The organism is Micromonospora endophytica (genome assembly GCF_003236305.1).
Classification (GTDB): Bacteria; Actinomycetota; Actinomycetes; order Mycobacteriales; family Micromonosporaceae; genus Micromonospora; species Micromonospora endophytica.
In genome coordinates this window covers 1-19,856 of record NZ_POTX01000042.1, presented here as the reverse complement: position 1 = coordinate 19,856, position 19,856 = coordinate 1, and the positions used below count along the sequence as shown (strand labels likewise).

The window sequence follows — 19,856 nt, the reverse complement described above, 5'->3', positions numbered from 1 at the left end:
GATCAAACGAGCGGCTGCGCGAGCGGCTGCGTGAGCACCTCGACGCCGGCCACCTGCGCCCAGCCGTTGATCGTGGAACGGATCTCCTGATGCCAGTGGGGAAGGCGGATACCGCCGTCGGCGGTGACCTGCCTGACCTCGGGGGCACCGAACGACTGGAACAGCTCGCTGGCGAGGCGGTACGTTGCCGCGACCAGCCCGGGGCCGTCGGCGCAGAGATCGTCAATGTCGGCGACCGTGTCAGCCCACGCGCCGTTCGTGATCGCACCGCCCTTCCCCGTTTCCACAGCCTGAGCCGCAAACCAGGCGAGCCGGTCCTCGGGCCAGCCGAGGGTGTCTACCATCGCGGCCGGGACGTACGGCGCGATGGCGGCCCGGACGGTGGCGAGGCCACCGGCCGCCGCTCTGTCGCGAGCGTGGCGGGCCAGGAATCGCAATCCCGCGGCGATGCCGAGGGTGAGCCACTGGTCGTCGACGAGACGGCAAGTCAGATCCGCGATGCCCGACGTCCGCACGCCAACTCCGCTGGCGAAGACGCCGCTGCCGCTCTCGTGCAGCTCGCACGCCCCGCGCGAGTACGGCTTGTTTGGTTCGTATCTCGTCGCGCCTACAAGGCACCGACGCCCCACAGTCGACCGGATGAAGCGGCGCACCCCGATGCCGAACGCGCTGTGCGTGGTGTCGGTGTTGCCCAGTTGGAATGCGCTCAGCGCTTGGGTGTCGATGGTGAAGGCCCCCGGCAGGTCGGGGACGAGGGTCACGACCACGAACGTCTCGTCCGGCGCGAGGCGATCGACAAAGTTGGCTTCGATCCGGGCGGCCTCCTCAATGCGGTCTGCGAAGCCGGCGAACCGTGCCCGGTACGCCTCGGCCACCTCGCTCTCGGACAACCAGATCGTCTCGGTGCCGACTCGCTTGGGGTAGAGCAACGACTTGTTTTGGTTGACGTAGGCATGCGGCGCAGTTGCCGATCGCGCGACCCAGATGATGAGGAAGCCTGTGCCAGGGCGGTCGGGATCTTCGATGGGGATGACGTCGAAGGTCGGCGTCGGCTGGATGTTGCCGCAGACGGTCTGTCGGAGGCGTCGCCGTTCGTCGTCGCTGATGTCGACGCCGTTGTCGTGCCTCGCGCGGCCCTGTTCGTCTTCGTCCATGCCGAGGATGAGGATGCCGCCGGTGGCGTTCGCGAGAGCCCCAACGTCGCCGCAGAGCTTCTTCCGCTCGCTGTCGCTGCTGCCGTAGGTGTCCCGCTTGAAGTCCAGGTCGGGTCCTTCGGTCGTCGCGGGGATGAGTCCCTTGACTTGGCTGTAGGTCAGGGATTCGTCGACTGGTCCGCCGAGGATCTGTTCGAGGCGACGGTTCCGCAGTGTCGGCATGGACTCGATCGTGGACCGCCCGGCTCTCTTCAGGCAAACCAGCAGTTCAGGCGGCCCTTCGATTAGACGTAAATGATCTTGGTTGATACAATGATTATGTACGGCATGTGCCGTACATAGCTCACGTGGAGTAGGAAGGACTACCAGTGACAGCAGCCACCAAGCGGCGCACCAAGACGAAAGCGCCGTACCTCGCGGACCTCGACCCGCGCGACCTGCTGGCCAACCCGCGCAACGTCCGCACCCAGGACAGCGACCTGACCGAACTGCGCGCCTCCATCGCCGCCAGCGGCGTCCTCCAAGCCCTCCTCGTCGTCCCCGACGACGACGGACACCTGATCGTCGCCGGTCACCGACGCGCCAAGGCCGCCGCCGAAGCGCTCGCCGCCGGGGAATGGCCAGACGGCATGCCGCCGACCGTGCCATGCCTCGTGCGCCCCGACCTGGCCGGCGTCCCCGCCGACCAGGTCGTCTCCATGCTGATCGAGAACGACCAGCGCGCCGACCTCACGCCCACCGAACGGGCCGTCGCGTACGCGCAGCTAGAGCTGTTCGGCCTCGACCCGAGCCAGATCGCCAAGCGCACCGGACGCAGCTACAAGCACGTCCACGACTCGCTGCGGCTCGTCACCCTCGGCGAGAAGGCCACCGCGGCCGCCGACGCCGGTCGGCTGACCCTCGACGACGTGGCCGAGCTGCAGGAGTTCGAGGACGACCCGCAGACGCTGGAGAAGATCCTCAAGGACGTCGACAGCAGCTGGGGCATCAAGCACAAGGTCGGCGAGGAACGCCGAAAGCGGACGGTCAAGGAAGCCGTCGCGGCGCTCAAAGCCGAACTCGAATCGGCCGGCGTGACCATCGTCAAGAAACCCAAGGACGGGTGGCCGTACAACTGCCAGATGGCGCGGCTCGACCAGCTCGCCACCGCAGACGGCGAGAGCATCGACCCGGAGACGGTGAAGGCACTCGACGGCTACGGCGCACTGATCGAGGAACGCTGGGAAAGCGCCGAGGCCGTCATCGTCTGCCTCGACCCGGAGGCCCACGGCTACAAGCGGACCGGGCACAGCTACTGGAAGAGCCCCGCCGAGATCGCCGCAAAGGAGGCCGCCGAGAAGGCGAGGGAGGAGCGCCGCGAGCGGCTGAAGGAAGCCGCCACGGTGCGCCGCAAGTTCCTAGTCGAGAAGTACGGCAGCGCGAAGGGTGCCAAGACGCTGCTCGTCGACGCGATGCGGCTCGCCGTGGTGTCGCCTGGCTTCCTCGCACACCACGTCGCCGAGGACCTGATCCGCGACGTGGCCGGCGGCGAGCTAGACGACGGCCTGACCGCCGGACAGGACCGCCTCAACCGCCTGCTCGTGGCCCGCATGATCGGCGCTCAGGAGCACAACGCCGGTGAGGCTGCCCTCGGCCACTGGGTCAAGCGGCAAGACCTGATCGCGCCCTGGCTGACCCGCCTGGAGACGGACGGCTACGAGCTGTCCGACGCCGAAGCCGAGTGGCGGACCGCGCTCATCGCCGAAGAGGAGGAACGGCAGCGCGAGGAAGCCGAGGAGGAAGCCGAACGCCTGCGGCACGAGGCCGAAGAGGTGGACGACGAGGACGGCGTGCCGGATGTCGTCGACGTGCACCTGCCGGAGCACGACATCGAGCCGGACGACGCCGAGACCGACCCGTGCGCGGATGCCGACCTGAACGCGGGTGAGTTCGAGGCCAGCGAGTGAATGTGACCCCTTCGGGTCAGCCGGCGGCGCGCCCCAGCTCGGTGCGCGCCGCCGGCGCCGGCCCGACCGACAGCAAGGAGAAGTCGGCGGGTGAGGAGTTGCTGCGCGCCACCTGCCCGGCCTGCCTCGCGGCGATCGGCGAGACGCACGCCGACGACTGCGACGTGGCCGAGTGCCTGGCCACCGGCCGCAAGCGCATGTGGTGCCGGGCCCATGCCGACAGCGCGGGCCACGACTGCGGGCGGGCCGACTGGACCGGCCGGTGGCCGGGCCACCGGGAGTGCCGCGAGTTCGGCTGGCACGTCGAGTGGGACCGCGAGGCCCGCACCTGGTCGCGGTGCTCCCCGGATGTGCCCGGGTCGGGGCCGGACCTGACCCGGTTGTACGTGCAGGCCCGCTGGAACGCCGACCAGCGGCAGTGGGAACGGCAGCGGGCGGTGGTGTTCACCGGGATGCTGCGCGGCGGCCGGGCCGCTGCCGAGGTGCTGGCGAAGGTGGCGCAGCGCTGGTCCCTGCGGGAGGGCCTGGACGTGGTGTGCGAGCACGTCGGCTCCCGCGCCTGGCGGTCCGTGGTCGCGGATGTGGCCGACGGCCGCGCCGAGGTGGTGGTGGTGCCGTCGGCGGCGGAGCTGGGCCACGGCCGGCAGCTGTTCGACCGGATCGCGGCGGTGCGCGGCGCGGGCGGGACCGTCACCGGCCCGGGCCTGGTGATCGACGAGGACGGGCGGGTCGTCGAGACAACGCTGCCCGGGAGGGAAGTTCACGATGGAGGACGGTAGGCGTGGCGCGTTCGAGGTGGCGCGGGAAGCCCTGCTGGGGCGCTACGGCACGCTCGACCCGACGCGGATGCGGGCACACGGTGCGGATGACGTCGAGGTCGGCGCGGCGTTGAACATCGCCCGGCGCGACGAGGGCGGGCTGGCGCGGGATAAGCGGCTGATCCTGGCGTGCCCGCCGACGAACATGAACGAGCTGCTGGAGGGCGTGCCGGGGGTGCCTCGGTACGTGCCGACGGTCGACCACTCGCTGACGCGATGCGCCGACTGCGGTACGGACATGTGGATCGGGCCGAGGCAGCAGCAGACGGCGGTGCGGGCGCCGGGCGCGTTCCTGGTGTTGTGCATGGTGTGCGCGGTCCAGGAGACGGAGAGACGCGGAGCAGTGCCGGTGATCGGCGACCTCGGGGGCAACGACGGGAGGCCACGGCACGCGGGCTAGTCCGTTCAGCGGACCAGCCGAGGGAGCTAGTCCGCTGAACGGACCAACTGGGGCGGGTCACGGCGATGCCGCGGCCCGCCCTTCACATTCTGTCGGCCGGGCGGCCTGGAATGTCGCTTGATCACCTCTGGTGGATCCGATCGGCTGGGACCTCTGCTCGCATGGCATGCAAGTCGCTTGACCACATAGGAATCCTGCTTTCGTCGGTGGCCCTTGGCCATCTGGCCACCATGCCTGCGGCTCGTCGTGGTTGACATCCAACATGGACGTAGACCACGGTGGGCGGTGCGGATTTCGGCGGACACGGGAGTATCTGCCAGTCGGCGAGCGCACGCTGACGACCGCCATTCAGGTGCTGCGCGCGTAGCCGGCCAGACCACGCCGCACGTGATGACGGGAGGCCAGTGGCGGGTGTGCACGTGAGCGCCATACCTGAACCTGGCACTCAGTTGACCGTCGATGGCCAGCTCGTCACGCTGCTAGCGGCGACGCCGAACCTGTCCGGGGCCGATCTGGTCTTCCGCCGCGGCGATGGCAGCCTAGCTGAGGCGTCATTGGATGCCGATGACCTGCGCCGAGCTCTTGTGCCGGTCAACGACGCTGGTGGAGACGCGGAGCGCGCGTTGACCGGCTTGTGGGGCCGCTGGATGCAGTATGCGGTGCCGCGTATCCGTTCCGCGGTGCTGGCCACCAGGCCGCTGCGACCGTATGCGCATCAGGACGAAGCTGTCTTCACCCACATGCTTGCCCAGCCGCGCCTGCGCTTCCTGCTGGCTGATGAGCCAGGAACCGGCAAGACGATCATGACCGGGATGTATATCGCCGAGGGGACGCGGCGCGGGTTGATCCCCGGTCGCACGGTCATCGTCGTCCCGGCTCACCTTGTGGAAAAATGGCGGCGAGACCTGCGCCGGTACTTCGCTATCGAGGCCGATCGGCTTACCCCGGAGCTTGCCCGCGACCCCAAGGACCTCGACCCGCGCGTATCCGTGTGGGTCGTCTCGGTCGATCTGTATACCTACAACCGTGACGTGCGGCGCAAGGTCGCGGGCTCTCGTGCCTCCTGGTCGCTGGCGGTCTTCGACGAGGCACACAGGCTGACCCCTACCTCCCAGTACCTGACGGCGGCCCGGGAACTGGCGGCACGCACCCACCATCTGTTGCTGCTCACCGCCACACCTCATCGGGGCAAGGAGCACTTCTTTCGTGGACTGCTCAACCTCCTCGACCCCACCCTCTACCCATGGGATCCCCGGCAGACCGAGTACGAGACGGCGCTGCGGCCGAGCACGCTCTCATTCCTACGCCGGATGAAGGAGGAGCTGAAGGACCTTGAGGGGCGTCCACTGTTCCCGCCGCGGTACGCCGAGACCGTCCCGGTCGATCTAACCGGCGCGGAGGAGGCGGCCTACACCGCTGTCATGGACTACGTCGACAACTTCTACGGCGAGAACGCCACCCTGGCGCGGTCGATCTACGGGAAGAGGGCCGCGTCATCTGTGGTGGCGGCCGCAGCGACCATCCGTCGCCGCGAGGAAGCCCTGCGCGGTCCGGCGAGCGGCCGTTCTGACGCGCCGGTCCCGGAGGAATTCGTCGGCGACGGGCTCGATCTGCAGCTTGAGGTCGCCGACGACGAGGCGTGGCAGCGCGCCGAGGATGCGGTGGTCACCGCCCGCAGCAAGGCGAAGGGCAAGGAACTCGAACGGATCGAAGCTGTCCTGGTGGCGTTGCGGCTGGCGACCGTCACCGGCATGCCGACCAAGTGGCTACGAGCGCGCGAGTTGATGGAGCGCCACGGGATCCGGCCGGGCGACGGCCAGGTGCTCGTGTTTACCGAGTTCGCCGACACCGCGCGCTGGCTGGTGGGCATGTTTACCGACGTCGGCTTCACCGTCGAAACGCTCGAAGGTGCCGTGGGTCATCGAGAGCGAGACAAGCTGCAGCAGCGCTTTCTCGACGGTGGCTTCCAGGTGTTGGTCAGCACCGACGCCGGTGGCGAAGGCATCGACTTGCAGAGCGCGAGTGTCATGATCGACTGGGACATTCCCTGGTCGCTGGTCCGCCTCGAACAGCGCATGGGCCGGCTGCACCGAATCGGTCAGACCCGGCCGGTGCACATCTATCACCTGGTGTCACCAGTCACCCGCGAAGGCCGTGTCCAAGAGGTCATGCTGCAAAACCTCGCCAGTGCCGGCGACGCGCTCGGCGGCCGGATCTTCGACCTGCTGGACGCGACGGCTGCCCGCGCCGGGTTCGACTACGGCCGTGCCCTCGTTGAGGCGCAAAAGTCCGGCGTTGCCGCGCACATCCCGATGCCCGGTGCCCAAGAGTTGCTCGCCGCGGCCCGTGAACTTGTAACCGACGAGGACCGACTGCACACGCCGGCGAATACAGCGGCCGCGGTGGCCCGGTTCCGCGCCGACCGGCTGGAGGCCATCAACCCGGTCATCGTGGATGCCTTCCTCGACCAGCTGGCCCGCTCCCACAGCTGGCACCTCGGACCGGGACCAGCGAAGGGAATCCGCGAAGTCACGTCGCGGTCCCTACTACCGGCTGCCCTCGGCGGTGCCACAAGCCGGCTCGTCGCCGCCGACGGTGCATCGGTAAGGCAGGCGATCAACGACGGTTCGCAGGGTCTGGAAGACGTCGTCGTTCTCGGCCCGACCGAGGAACCGTTCGCCGAACTCGTCGACCTTGCGTTGCGCGACGGTGAAGCCGAACTGGTCCGTGGCACCCACCTGGTCGACACTGCCGCCCTGACCAGCTACACGTTGCTCTTGTACGACTCTGAGGTCGAAATCCACGACGGTCTCCGGCGGCTACGCCGCAAGGCACCGCTGCTCATCCGGTTCTCCGGTGCCGGAGCCTTCGAGGTCGCCTGGGAGTCGCTGATGACCCTGCAGGCCTCTAGGCCGGCCGCCACCGGCGGCACGCTAACGCCAGCCATGCGCACCGATGGGTTGGCACAGGCGCAGGCAGCGCTGGTGCGGGAGGGTGACCGGCAACGTGCCGAGCGGACGGCGTGGGTGGAAAAGGCACGCGAACAGCTCGACCAGGTCGAATATCGGTACCTCGACGAGCTCGATGAGCTCCCTGCCGAAGTGCGGCGTGTGCGGCGTGAGCAGTTCGCTGCCCTCAAGGCCGAGCGCGTCCGACAGCTTGAGGACATCGGCAAGGTCATCGGCACCGCTCCCCGCCTCGTCGGCTGGGCTCACGTCGCCGCGGGCGCCCGCACCGCCGAGCTGGGCTACGACCCCGACAGCGAGCGTATCGCTGTGGCGAGCGTTCTTGACGAGCTCGAGCGCCTCGACTACATCGTCGACGACCGGCAGACCGCTAGCGTCGGTTACGACCTGTTCGCCCGCCATCGGCACACAGGCGAGCAGCGCCTGGTCGAGGTCAAGGGTTTGGAGGGCGCGCTCAAGTCGATATGGCTCGAGCAGCACGAGTGGGCGCAAGCCCAGCAACGCGGCCAAGATTATTGGCTCTACGTCGTTATCGACTGCGCAAAATCGCCCACAGTAGTCGTCCGAGCGCAAGATCCGGGTGGGCAGTTGTCAGCTGGGCCACGGCGCATTGAACGGTTTCAGATCAAGGTAGCCGACTTGAAGCGGCTGATGAAAGGCGAACAATGAGTGCCGATGGGGCGAAGCGGACAGCAAATGCGCCGGTCGACTTTGGTGGCGCTGGCGACGTGCGCGAGCGGCTAATCGATCACTGGTTCCCCTGTGCTGCCGTCGATGAAGCGGTTGGGACGCCTGCAGGCTCGGGGCGGAACGAGAAGGCTATCTTCCCGTGGTTCGCATCGCGGCCCATCGCCCAGGCTCGGGCCGCCGTGCTGACCACGTTGTTGCCTAACGACGAGGCACACCGGCAATGGGTTGAAACTGCTGTCCGTAACGGGTCCCCGGAAGCCTTCGACCGACTGGCCGACGCGGTGACGGAGAACTACCAGGGCCGTACCCCTGTAGTAGTCGACATCTTTTCAGGTAGAGGAATGATCCCGCTCGAGGCCGCGCGGGTCGGCGCAACGGCAGTCGGCACTGACCTGAGTCCTGTAGCTACACTGGCCGGCCGACTGCTGGCCGACTGGTCGATGCGGGACTGGTCGGCGGAGGTGCCGCTTCCCTTCGCGAGCGACGTACCCGCCGTGCTGGACATTGCCAGTACTCATCGCCTCGTGTCCGACACTCGACAGCTGCACGAAGAGGTCGGACGCCGGACGCGCGAGGCGTTAGCCAAGTTCTATCCGACCAATCAGGATGGCCGACGACCGTGGGGCTATCTGTGGACGGTGTCCATGCCCTGCGACCAGTGCCGCCGTCGCTTTCCACTCATTGGCAGCCTCGTGCTGCGGCATCCCAACACCCGCAAGCACGACCTCGGCCAGGCCATGAGCCTGATTACAGATGGCGACACATGGCGGGTCGAGGTGGTGGATGGCCCTGCTACTGGCCAGCCCACCTACTCCTCGGCGGGCAAAAAGGGCAAGAGCGCCCGCTGCCCCTTCCGCTCCTGCAGCCACGTCCACCCTCTGGAGACGGTCAAGGCAAAGGGCTTCGCCGGACAGTACGTCGATGAGCCACTGCTCGCCGCCGACTTCGCCAACGGAGACGGAGACGCCAAGAAGCACTTCCGCCAGCTGCGAGACGAGGAGCGGCGGGCGTCCCTGTCGGCCAACCCAGATGAGCTGCCGAAGGCCGGGCAGCTGTCAGCCATCCCCGACGAGGCGATCCCCACCGGGAACGTCCACACCGTGATGGCCAGCGGCTACGGCTACACCAACTATGGCCAGCTCATGTGCAACCGGCAGACGCTGCTTTTCGGTACCCTGGCCCAGAACATCCGTGCCTGCCACGAGGAAATGCTCGACGCCGGCATCTCGGCCGACTACGCGAACGCCCTGGCCAGCTTCGCCGCCGCGACCCTCATGCGCGGCCTTCGCTATGCCACACGCGGGGCCCGGTTGCGTTGTCACGGGAAGCCGGACGGGTCAGGAAACAACAACGTGCAGGTCGGTGACCTCTTCTCCAACGAGGCGGTTCTGTCGTTCCAGTTCGACTTCTTCGAGGTCGGCATCGGCAAGGGCCCTGGCACTTGGGCCGGACTGACCGAAACCGGCATGACCCCGCTGGCGACGCACCTGCGTGGCCGCAAGGGAACCCCTGCACGGCTCCGGCGTGAGAACGCGATGGCCCTTCCCTTCCGCGACGGGACCGTCGACGCAGTGGTGACCGACCCGCCGTACTACGACATGATCGAATACTCTGACGTCTCGGACTACTTCTACGTGTGGCTTCGCCGGGTCCTGGGCGACGTGCAGCCGGACCTGTTCGCCGAGACCATCGGAACCGAGGTCGCCCCGAATCTGCAGAACAAGGATGATGAGATCATCGTCCGGCGTGTGTATAACGGTGGCGTCCGGCACGACCGCGAGTTCTACGAGCGGTCCCTGTCCCGTGCATTCCACGAAGCGCGACGGGTGCTTCGTCCTGACGGGCACCTGGTCGTCGTCTTCGGTCACTCCGACCCGGACGCTTGGCTCCGCTTGCTGGGCGCACTGCATGACGCGGGGTTCGTCGTGACCAGCGCTTGGCCGTCCCGGACGGAGACATCGAACACTGGCGTCGCAAGCATTAAGGTGACGGTCACGATCGGGTGCCGCGTTGCGGCCTCGCAACGGCCCGTCGCCACGGCAGCGCAGGTTGATCGTGAGGTCGCGACGGCGGTCAAGGCTGCGGTCAAACAGTGGGATGCCGACGGGCTGGCGCTCACCGACCAGCTAATGGCGGCGTACGGACCCGCGATGGAGGTGTACGGCAGATACAGATCCGTACTGCTTCCCAATGGGGAACAGGCCAGCCTCGACCGCTACCTCACGCTGGCGCGGAGTTCCGTACGGGACGCGACCGCGCTCAAGCTTGACCAGTTGCCGCTGGAAACCTTCGACGCTCCGACTCGGTTCGCCGTCTTCTGGCAGCGGCTTTACGGCCGCACCGATGTTCCGAAGGGAGAAGCACGGTTCCTCGCGCAGGCCGACAACCTGCGGCTGGAGGACATGCGCGGCGTATTGCTAACCGAGAGTAGGAGCGGTTTCAAGCTGCGCTTGGATCCACCAGACTCGTTCAGCGACCGTTCATCGACCTTCGAGATTGCGCGGGTCGTGGCTAAGGCATGGGAAGAGGGCGGCACCGAAGCGGTGGCCTCAGTGCTGGCGAAGGCAGACAGGCAGGCCAACGATGCACACCTGTGGGCAGTCATCGCCGAGATTGTGCGGCAGTTGCCAGCGAGTGACCCGGTCGCAAAGGCACTAACGGCGGTGCAACGCAATGCCGGAACCATCGGCACCATGATCCAGTACGCCGTGGTGGCCGCTGAGAAAGCGGCCGACGCGCAAGCCCAGATGGTGCTGCCCTTCGAGGAGGAATTGTCGTGACCACGACCGCCGCACACACTCCCCATTGGGCGGACTTCCTCGAGCTGCGCCCGGAGGTGCGCACCTCCGACGGCTCTATTGGCGAGCTGCAGATGAGCCTACATAAGGCCGTCTACCAGACCGTCGATGTGCCCTACCGCAAGGTCGAATACTACGGGGACATTACCGAGCCCACGCCGAACCTCGTCGGGTTCTTCTCCCGCGTCGCTCGCCGGCTTGGCACTGAAGCCGACGCTCCAGCCTTGTTCCACCTAGATCAGGGGATGGGGGGCGGCAAGAGCCACGCCCTGGTCGGTTTGTACCACATGGCCAACAGCCCAGCGGACTTCTTCGCCACCGAACTCGGTCAGCGGGTGAACCAGGAGGCTGGGCACCGGGCGGCAGTCGTGGACATAGAGGGCGCGATCGTGGTCACGCTGACTGCTGACTACTTCAGCCCAGGAAGCACGAACGAGGTGTTCGGTCCGGCGACCAATCTGTTCGAGCGTTTTGTATGGGCCCTCGTCGGCGGCGACATGGATCGTTACCAGCGCTACGTGGCCGCCGGTCCGAACAAGGGCACACTCCAGCAGGCGTTGACCGAGGGCGGTCGGCCCGTGCTCATCCTGCTCGACGAACTCATGGACTACGTCCTGGCGCTCTCCGACGTGGCGCACATCGGCACGATGCCAAGTGAGAAGGCGTTCCTAAACGCGTTGATGGACGCCTGCGACGATGTGCCCCGGGTGGCGTTCGTCGTCGTCATGATCCGTTCCGAACTCGATGAGCGGGGTTACCCGCCGCAGGCGCTCGACTTCCGCGATTACGTGGCTGCCCGGCTTGTCCGTAACGGCCAGACTGTCCCCGTCACCGAGGCGCAGGACTTCTCCGCCATCATTCGCCGACGGCTGTTTGAGCTTCCGGACGGCGAACTGCCCATCCGCGACCTGGCTCGCCGGTATGTAGCCGCGGCCGAGCAAGCCTGGCGCGACAAGGTGTTCGAAAAGCTCGGACCAAATCGTGGCCTGTCCGGCTTCGAGGACAGAACGTCGGCCAGCTACCCGTTCCACCCCGAGCTGATGCGACTGGTCCGCGAGGAGTGGGCGCAGGTCTCCGGCTTCCAGCGAGTCCGTTCCACCGTCGCGATCTTCGCCCGCACGGCCTTACATTGGGTTACCGAGCACAAGGCCGGGCGGTGGGCGCCGCCACTCATCGGCGTCGGAGACATTCCACTTACCGTGGCCCTTGAGCAGTTGCTGTCATCCGGACTGCTACTCGGCAATGAACGGGCCATCCAGGGCTACCGGGCGGTCGCTAGCACCGACATCACCAGCACAGACGGCGGCACGGGCCGCGCGGTCGTCGTCGACGCTGCCCTCCGTCATGACGGCGTGACCATCGCGCAGCCCGCGCCAGCCGTCCGGATGGCCACCGCCCTGCTGTGTTACTCGATCGTCGGCCGACCGCAAGGCCGGCGCGGTGCGACGAAGGCCGAGTTGCTGGCTGCCATCTACGGTCCGGCTGGTGCCGGAGTGGCCTTTCCTGCCGCTGACGAAGTGTTCAACAAGCTCACTGGTGACGAGGGGCTTGGCGCGCTGGAGGTCACTACGCCGACGAATGCACCAGCACGATGGCACCTGTCAATCAAGCAGACGCTGCGGATGTACTTCACCGCTGCGATGGCGTTGGTGCCACTCGATGCTCGGGGCGAGTTGGTGTGGCGGGAGGCGCGACGGCTCGCGTCGAAGGGCACCTTCGATGAGCTCGTGCTTGTCGACAGGCCCGCCGACGGTCGGGCTCCGCTGGACAAGGTGTTCGAGGGGGTGGACAGTGCCGAGAACCGCCTCGTGCTGCTGGACCCGCGCCGATGGACACTGCTCAACGGCAAGGACTCGGCCAGCCGTGACGACATAACTTCACTGCTTGGGCTCGGGGACCAACCGCTGCGCGTCGACAACGCCGCCAGCTGCGTGGTCGCCTGTGTGAACACTCAGCGTCGCGATATCGCGCTGAAACGGGCCGCAGAGGTTCTCGCCTGGCGTGAGGTGATCAAGCAGCTCACCGACGATACCGAGGATGAGCTGCGGGACGCCCGCAGCAAGCACGATGACGCCGTGGGGAAGTTGCGCCGCGACATCGAACGCGCCTATCAGCACTACGCCTACCTGGTCCGTGCGGGGGACCTGTACGTCGAGTTCAAGCGGTTCGACGACGACAGCCGGACCGCGCTCAATGGCGGGCACCTATGGACCGCGCTCGTAGAGGCGGGGCGTGCGACGCTGCCTGCGGCGCTGTCCGCCGGCTATCTGGCCGCGCTCTTGGAGGGCTTCGACCGTGCGCTGACACCACGCGAGGTTGTGCAGGCGTTCTACAAGAATCCGTCGTTCCCGTTGGTCACCTCCACGGACGAGATCCGTCGCGTCCTGTTCGAGCTGCTGGCCACCGGCTGGGAGCTTGTCGACGCGGATGGCAACTCGTTGTCGATCACCGGCCCCGGACAAATCTCGATCAACTCGATCAGTCAGTCGCTGCGCCGTCGGATCGCAAAGCCAAGCCCTACCCCAAAGCCGGTCGCACAACCTGCTGGCCCGGTGGTGCCGGGCCCCGATGGGGGCGGGGGAGATAGGGGCGGTGCCACGCTCTTCGGGGGCGACGAGGACGGGGCCGATCCTGCACCGCCCGACCCCACGCCGCCGCAGCCCTCTGGGCCGAAGGTGTACAAGCGTTACAGGGTCGAACTGGCCAATCGCAGCATCACAGGTGCGGACACGCGCGACCAGGCATGGCAGCTACTCAAGGAACTCGCGAAGGTCATCGACAGCGCCAATCCCGCCGACCATCAACTGCTCAGCCTTAACCTGACCCTGGTGACCGCCGAGGGGGAGCAGGGGCAAATTGAGGGCAAGGCTCAGGCGCTCGGCGCGCAGGTGCGCGTTGAAGATGATGACTTCTAAAGGCTGATGTCCACCAGTTCTGACGTGTGAAAGGCGGGTTGCTCTCCCACATCGACCAGGGGCCGTGACCGTCAGGTGAGTCACGGTTTCGACGGGCGAGTCATGGTAGGAAGCCCTCTCTTAGACGCTGTCTATACGGCCGCAATGCTGCTGCGTATGCTTACAACTGTGACGGGGCTGATCGAGATCGCGGTGGTACTACTCTTCGTTGCCCGGGCGACCCGGTTGGTCGTCGTCGACGAGATCACCCGCGCACCACGGGAAGCAGTCGTCCGCCGGCTCCCTGAGGGCAGCCCGCTGGCGTACCTGTTGTTCTGCCGATGGTGCCTGTCGGTGTGGATCGCCGTGCCGGGTGCCGCCGTCTGGTGGCTGCTGTCCGATGTCCCTCGGTGGTCCGGCCTGTGGTGGGCGGACGTGCCGACGGTCGGGCTGGCCCTGTCCCACACAACTGGCTTGCTAGTTCGTGCCGAGCCTGAGGAGTAATGCATGGCCTGGTGGGGCACGAAGCCCAACACCGACAGCGAGGTTGGCAGGGCGACTGCGGTCGTCGCCTCGGCGGCGAAGATGCGTTACGACTCCGGGGGCAGCCTGCGGAAGGTCAGCAAACAGCAGTGGCAGGAAGAGGCGTGGCGGCACTACGAGGAGTGCGGCGAGCTGGCCTACCTGGTGAACACGATCGCCAAGGCGATGGGCCGCGCCCGGCTGTACATCACGCAGGTCAACGACGAGGGGCGGCCTGTCGAGACGCCGGACCAGGCGCCGGCCGGCGTCAACGAGACGTTTCTCGGTGGCCCTGGCAAGCAGGCCGAGCTGCTGTCCGATGCCGGAGTCCAGCTTGGTGTGCCCGGCGAGTGCTACCTGATCGGTGAGCCAGAACGCGATGAGGACGGCAACGCCACCGACCGGGAGACGTGGATCGTTGCGTCGACGGATGAGCTTTCGGAGCGGGCCGGGAAGTACGTCCTCGACCAGGGTGCCGGTACCAGGGATTTGGAGCCCGACGAGACGGTCATCGTGCGGATCTGGTCGCCGAGCCCTCGCAAGCATGCCCTGCCGTCGTCGCAGGTGCAGTCCAACCGGCGGGTGCTGCGGCTGATCGAGCGGCTGACGCAGTACGTGCAGTCGCAGATCGACTCTCGATTGGCGGGTGCGGGTGTGCTGCTGCTGCCGAATGAGCTGAGCTTCGTCGCTCCCGAGCAGGAGGAGAACCCGGAGGATGGGGTGTCGTCGTTCCTGGCGACGCTGACCGAGGCGATGACCACCGCCGTGAAGGACCGCGACTCAGTTGCCGCGTTGGTGCCGATCGTCGTGCAGGGGCCGGCGGAGCATCTGGAGAAGGCCCGCCTGCTCAGCTTCGCCACGGAGCTGTCGTCGTCGGTCCCGTCGATGCTCGACGGCGCGATCCGTCGCCTCGCCCTCGGCCTGGACGCCCCACCCGAGATGCTGCTGGGCATGACTCAGGCGAACCACTGGGGCGCCTGGATGACCGACGAAGCGACGATCAAGTACCACGTCGAGAGCAAGCTGGAGCTGGTGTGCGCGGCACTGACCCAGCAGATGCTGTGGCCGGCGCTCGAAGGCGCGTCTGGCGTCGCCGACGCCAAGCGGTGGATCGTCTGGTACGACACCAGCGAGCTGACGCAGAGCCCCGACAAGGGCGCCGACGCGAAAGACCTCTATGGGCTCGGTGAGCTGTCCGGCGACGCGCTGCGCCGGGAGACGGGGTTCGGTGACGAGGACAAACCCACGGGCGATGAGCGGGAACTGCGCCGCCTCCTGGAGATCATCCGGACAGTGCCGGCGGCAGGGCCGCTGCTTGTGCAACGGCTGCTGGAGGTCGCCCAGGTTGGCGTACAGGTCGACCTGGCAGAGTTGAAGCCGCCCGAGCCGGATGAGCTTCCTGCCGGCGAACCGCCGACCGCCGAAGATCCCGCGCCGGCCACGGCGCCGTCACCCGACGGCGACACGGAACGCCGTGGCCCGCCCGAGAGGGCGGCGCTTGCCGCTGCTGCGGAACCGCTGACCGGGCCGTTCGTGGCCGCGTGCGAGGCGCTGGCGCTGCGGGCGCTGGAAGTCGCCGGGAAGCGGGTCATCGGCCGTGAGCGGTATCGGCACAGCGACCTGTCTGTGTGGGAGTACCACACGGTGCGGCAGTCCACACCCACCTCGGTGGCCCGCCTGCTTCAGGGTGCGTTCACCGCGGTCCCGGCTGTGGCGGGCCAGCTTGGAGTCGACGCGGAGAAGCTGACGGCGGCCCTCAGCGGCTACGTCGGCGGACTGCTCGTGGCTGGGAGGCGGCACGACGTCGACGAACTGCGCGAGCACCTGGTGCGCAACGTCGCCGGGGAGTTGGTGCCGGCGTGACCGCCCCGACCGCCCTCGTCCCTGATCTGGTGCTGGCGCACGGGCACGCCTGCCAGCGTTCCGGGCGCGGCAAGGGCTGCCAGGTCATCCGCTGGTCGCAGTGCCGCACCTGAGGCTGGTGGGGAGAACTGTGGGACGGCGACCAGCCGCCCCTGACCGACGCGGAGCACACCTGCGACCCGCAGGAGGCGGCCCGATACCAGCAGACCAGGAGGACCGGTGGCTGATCCGCAGAGCGTGACCCTGACCGCGCTGCGCGCTGCTCTCGCGCACGTCGGCGTCGTCCTCGACGAGGACTTCGTGAGCCTGGAGGTGCGGGAGAACGCGCTGACGGTGCAGCGGCTGGTGCGTACGGAGTCGGGGATGCCGGCGTGCCTGCCCAACGGTGGTGTGCAGTGCGTCGGGCAGACGATCACGGTGGTCGCCGAGACGCCGCCGGCCCCGGAGGAGTGAGCGTGGCTGACCGGGACCGGTGGCTGCCGCTGCGGCTCACGCACGAGGCGCGGGTGATCGCCGCGGAGAACCGCGTGACGCAGGCGGCCCGCGCCGCCTTGCGGGCCTGGCTGCGGGCCGCCCGGACGGTGACCCTGCCAACGGTCACCGCAGCGGCGCTGCCGCCCGACCCGAACGCGCTCGCCGGGGCAGGGCAGGCGTGGTTCGAGGCAATGACTGTCCACTTGGTGCCCGCCGTCGACGAGACGTTCCTCGAGGGCGTCGCGGACGCGGACGGCGACGTGGACGTGCTGCGGGTCGAGCAGTTGAAGGACGAGTACCTGGCACAGCTGCCGAACCGGCTCCAGGGTGTGCCGGACAGCGCGTGGACGCAAGTCACCGCGGCGGTCACCGAGCTGACCAGCGAGGGCGCGAGCATCCCGCGGATCCGGGACGCCATCGAGCTGATCCTCGGAGACCTGGCGTGGGAGGACCGGGCGGTGACGATCGCCCGGACGGAAACGATCGGCGCCTACAACGCGGGCACCCTGACCGCCTGGTTGACCGGTCAGGCCGCGTTGGACGAGAAGGTGGACAAGGTGTGGGTGGCCACCCACGACCACCGCACGAGGCGCGACCACCGGGACTCGGACGGGCAGCGCGTCGCCCTGGACGGCGTGTTCATGGTCGGCGGGGTGCCGCTGCGGTTCCCGGGCGACCCTGCGGCGCCGTCCGGCCAGGTCGTGAACTGCCGCTGCACGATGATCGAGGTGCCGGCCGACGAGCCGCTGCCTGAGATCCCGAAGCACCCGTGGCCTCGACGAAACCGGGCCACCGGGTTGGACATCACGGTGACGGCGGCGGCAGCCGCGAAGGGTAGCAAACCAATGGCGAGTTGGAAGGGAATCCTGGCACCGCTGGGCGCGGTGTCCGGCGACCGGCGGATCTTCGCGAAGGACGGCGACTGGTCGTTCCGCGACCTGCCGCTGCCGCTGCGGTGGGCGCGAGAAGACGCACCCGGACACGAGGGCGCGGTGACGATTGGCCGGATCACGGCCGGCGAGGTACAGGCGACGCAGCTGGCTGGCGAGGGCGACTTCATCGACGCCGTGCCGGAATTGGCGGAGGCCCTGGAGCTGTGGCGGGCCGGGGTGCTGTTCCCGAGCGTGGACCTGGACGACTTCGAGTTCGTGTACACCGACGGTGACGGCACTCCGATCGAGGACCTGACCGACCAAGAATGGGAAGCGTTCATCGAGTCCGGCGAGGAGCCGTACATCACGGTGACGAAGGGCCGGGTCATGGCGGTGACCATGCTCGGGACGCAAGCGTTCATGGAGGCGCGCCTGGACCTAGTCGACGACGAGCCTGCCGACGACGTCGACGACGAGACGCCCTCGGACGAAGCGGAGGACGAGGACGCCGCCGTCACCGCGGCCGGCGCGGGCGGCACGCCGAAGCAGGTCGCGCCGCTGTACCCGCCCCGGGCGTGGTTCGACGACCCGGGCCTGTCCGAGCTGACGCCCATCCAGGTGACCGCAGACGGGCGGGTGTTCGGGCACCTCGCGGACAACGACTGCCACCTGTCGTTCCTGACCGGCGGGCAGTGCGTGCTGCCGCCGGCCGAGGGCGGGTTCGACTGGTTCCACCGGCCGGAGATCCAGACCGCCGAAGGGGAACTGCTCCCTGTCGGGCACATCACGGCGTCGACCGGGCATGCCGACCTGGCCGCAAGTGCGGCTAGCGCGGTGGCGCACTACGACGACACCGGCACGCAGGTGGCCGTGGTCCGGGCCGGCCGGGATGCGAACGGCACATGGGTCGCCGGTGCGCTGGTGCCGGAGGCCACCGAGGGGCAGGTGCAGCTGCTGCGCCGGTCGCCGCTGTCGGGAGACTGGCGGTGGATCGGCGGGGCACGGCAGCTCGTCGCCGCGCTGTGCGTCAACGTCGGCGGGTTCCCGGTTGTGCGGGGACGTTCGTCGGGTGGGCGGGCGTACGCAATGGTGGCCTCCGGCTGGGCCGGCTGGAAGCCGACCGACCTGGCCGCCGGCTGGCGCGACGGGGCCGCGCTGTCTCCGGCCGTCCTAGACGCGGCGGTGCGGCGTGCGGTCGCGGCCGGGTTCGCCGCCGAGCGGCAGCGAGTCGCGAACGCGACGGTCGCCGACCGGATCGCTGCGACGATCGGCCGGGACCGTAAGACCCTCGTGGCAGCCTTGGCCGCCGAGGTGCACGGCAGGTAGGAGGAGCCTGGTGGGCTGCAACTGCGGTGGGAAGAGGCGCGACATCGTGTTCGTGCTGTCGTATGGGGATGGCCGGGAGGGGGGAGAGTACACGTCGAGGGTGGCGGCGCAGATCGCTGATGTTCAGCGAGGTGGCGGCGGTGTGATCCGTCAGGTGCGGAAGTAGAGACCGGGGTCCGCTTTGGCGAGCTTGCCTACTTGAATCTGTGCCAGAACCGGTTTCGCTTTCGTGTCGCCTTCATGTGGATGATCAGGCTCCGGCCGTCCTGAGTCTTCATGACCAGATCGGGACGGTGCCGCTGCTCATGGGCGATCTTGATGTGCTCGGCTAGGTGTTTGAGATCGGTGCCCTTGGTGAGAAGGTCGTGGGGGACGATCATCTCCATTTCGCGTGGCTTATTCCAGGGCGAGTTGATGGCCGCCAGGCGGGCTTTGATGCGCCGGGAGGTCAAGCGTGCGGTCTTGGTGCCGTTCTTCGCGATCCTCGGCACAGCTCGACCGGCGGCCCCGAGAGTGAACCGTGTGGCGGTGAGTAGTTTGAGTAGTTTGCCGGGCCGCTCATCGATGAGTGCTGCCCATTCCTCCGCGTAACCTGCGGCGGTCGCCGGGTCGGTCGTCCAGCGGTAGGCCGACCAGTGGACCAGCTTCCGGGCGATCCAGGGTGAGATGTCGGTGACCTCGTTGACGAGCAGCCCGAGGACGATGCCGAGGATGATTTCCCAACGGTTCACGCGCGGCACCAGCCGAAGGCCAGGCGGGTTCGGGTGGCCGGTGCCGTCTTCGTCTGTCGTTGGGCGATCAGCTGTCGGGCGCTGGCTACGCCGTGTCCCGTGAGCTGGTAGTAGCGGCGGCGGGGCTTGCCGGGTTCGGTGTGGGTGTCCCAGCGGGAGGTTACCCACTGTGAATCGGCGAGCCGTTCAAGGATCTTGTAGATGGTGGGACCGGATTTCCCTGTGGTCTTCATGATCGCCCAGCCATGCAGCTCGTAGCCGTCGGCGTCGAGAAGGGCGTTCAGGACGGCCAGGAGTGGTCCGGTGACGCGGACAGGTCCGTCAGGCATGCACTTAACGATAGTAGGTGAAATAAGAGCCGTCCACTGTGTGGCAATTGTGTCGGGGCTGGCAGGTGGGGGC

Annotated in this window: 13 protein-coding genes; 10 read left to right on the top strand and 3 right to left on the bottom strand. The window is 67.8% G+C overall.

Going from position 1 to position 19,856, the window contains the following annotated elements:
* Positions 1–2 precede the first annotated feature (2 nt).
* A complete protein-coding gene (locus C1I93_RS09200; RefSeq protein ID WP_111242815.1) occupies positions 3–1,376 on the bottom strand; it encodes an AlbA family DNA-binding domain-containing protein in 1,374 nt (457 codons plus the stop codon).
* A 146-nt stretch (positions 1,377–1,522) separates the two neighbouring features.
* On the opposite strand from C1I93_RS09200, the gene C1I93_RS09195 reads away from it, so the two are divergent.
* The 10 genes from C1I93_RS09195 to C1I93_RS09150 all read left to right on the top strand — a co-directional run bounded on the left by C1I93_RS09195 (position 1,523) and on the right by C1I93_RS09150 (position 18,723).
* Entirely contained in the window at positions 1,523–3,100 is a 1,578-nt protein-coding gene (locus tag C1I93_RS09195; protein ID WP_111242814.1) for a ParB/RepB/Spo0J family partition protein, read from the top strand.
* A 2-nt stretch (positions 3,101–3,102) separates the two neighbouring features.
* A complete protein-coding gene (locus tag C1I93_RS31440) occupies positions 3,103–3,879 on the top strand; it encodes a hypothetical protein (protein WP_181445078.1) in 777 nt (258 codons plus the stop codon).
* Positions 3,866–4,318: a hypothetical protein gene (locus tag C1I93_RS09185; protein ID WP_111242813.1), complete on the top strand. Its 453-nt coding sequence runs from the start codon at positions 3,866–3,868 to the stop codon at positions 4,316–4,318. Before C1I93_RS31440 ends, C1I93_RS09185 begins: the two co-directional genes overlap by 14 nt.
* Before the next feature lie 449 nt (positions 4,319–4,767).
* Positions 4,768–7,953, top strand: coding sequence for a helicase-related protein (locus C1I93_RS09180; protein ID WP_146603469.1), 3,186 nt, complete (start codon positions 4,768–4,770; stop codon positions 7,951–7,953).
* A complete protein-coding gene (locus C1I93_RS09175; protein WP_146603468.1) occupies positions 7,950–10,754 on the top strand; it encodes a DUF8807 domain-containing protein in 2,805 nt (934 codons plus the stop codon). Before C1I93_RS09180 ends, C1I93_RS09175 begins: the two co-directional genes overlap by 4 nt.
* Positions 10,751–13,687, top strand: coding sequence for a DUF499 family protein (locus tag C1I93_RS09170; protein ID WP_111242810.1), 2,937 nt, complete (start codon positions 10,751–10,753; stop codon positions 13,685–13,687). Before C1I93_RS09175 ends, C1I93_RS09170 begins: the two co-directional genes overlap by 4 nt.
* Before the next feature lie 168 nt (positions 13,688–13,855).
* The gene (locus tag C1I93_RS09165; RefSeq protein ID WP_146603467.1) at positions 13,856–14,170 is read left to right on the top strand and encodes a hypothetical protein; all 315 of its coding nucleotides are present in this window, start codon (positions 13,856–13,858) and stop codon (positions 14,168–14,170) included.
* A gap of 3 nt (positions 14,171–14,173) precedes the next feature.
* Complete coding sequence (locus tag C1I93_RS09160; protein WP_111242808.1) at positions 14,174–16,051, top strand: hypothetical protein; 1,878 nt, start codon at positions 14,174–14,176, stop codon at positions 16,049–16,051.
* Positions 16,052–16,270: 219 nt separating this feature from the next.
* Positions 16,271–16,504: a hypothetical protein gene (locus C1I93_RS09155; protein ID WP_111242807.1), complete on the top strand. Its 234-nt coding sequence runs from the start codon at positions 16,271–16,273 to the stop codon at positions 16,502–16,504.
* A gap of 2 nt (positions 16,505–16,506) precedes the next feature.
* On the top strand, positions 16,507–18,723 hold the full coding sequence (locus C1I93_RS09150) for a phage minor head protein (RefSeq protein WP_111242806.1): 2,217 nt from the start codon (positions 16,507–16,509) through the stop codon (positions 18,721–18,723).
* Positions 18,724–18,917: 194 nt separating this feature from the next.
* Here the strand turns inward: C1I93_RS09150 and C1I93_RS09145 are convergent, their stop codons facing one another.
* Both C1I93_RS09145 and C1I93_RS09140 read right to left on the bottom strand, forming a co-directional pair.
* Positions 18,918–19,463: a hypothetical protein gene (locus C1I93_RS09145; RefSeq protein WP_111242805.1), complete on the bottom strand. Its 546-nt coding sequence runs from the start codon at positions 19,461–19,463 to the stop codon at positions 18,918–18,920.
* Positions 19,451–19,783 (bottom strand): PadR family transcriptional regulator, encoded by a 333-nt coding sequence (locus C1I93_RS09140; RefSeq protein WP_111242804.1) that lies wholly within the window; start codon positions 19,781–19,783, stop codon positions 19,451–19,453. Before C1I93_RS09140 ends, C1I93_RS09145 begins: the two co-directional genes overlap by 13 nt.
* Positions 19,784–19,856: the final 73 nt, after the last annotated feature.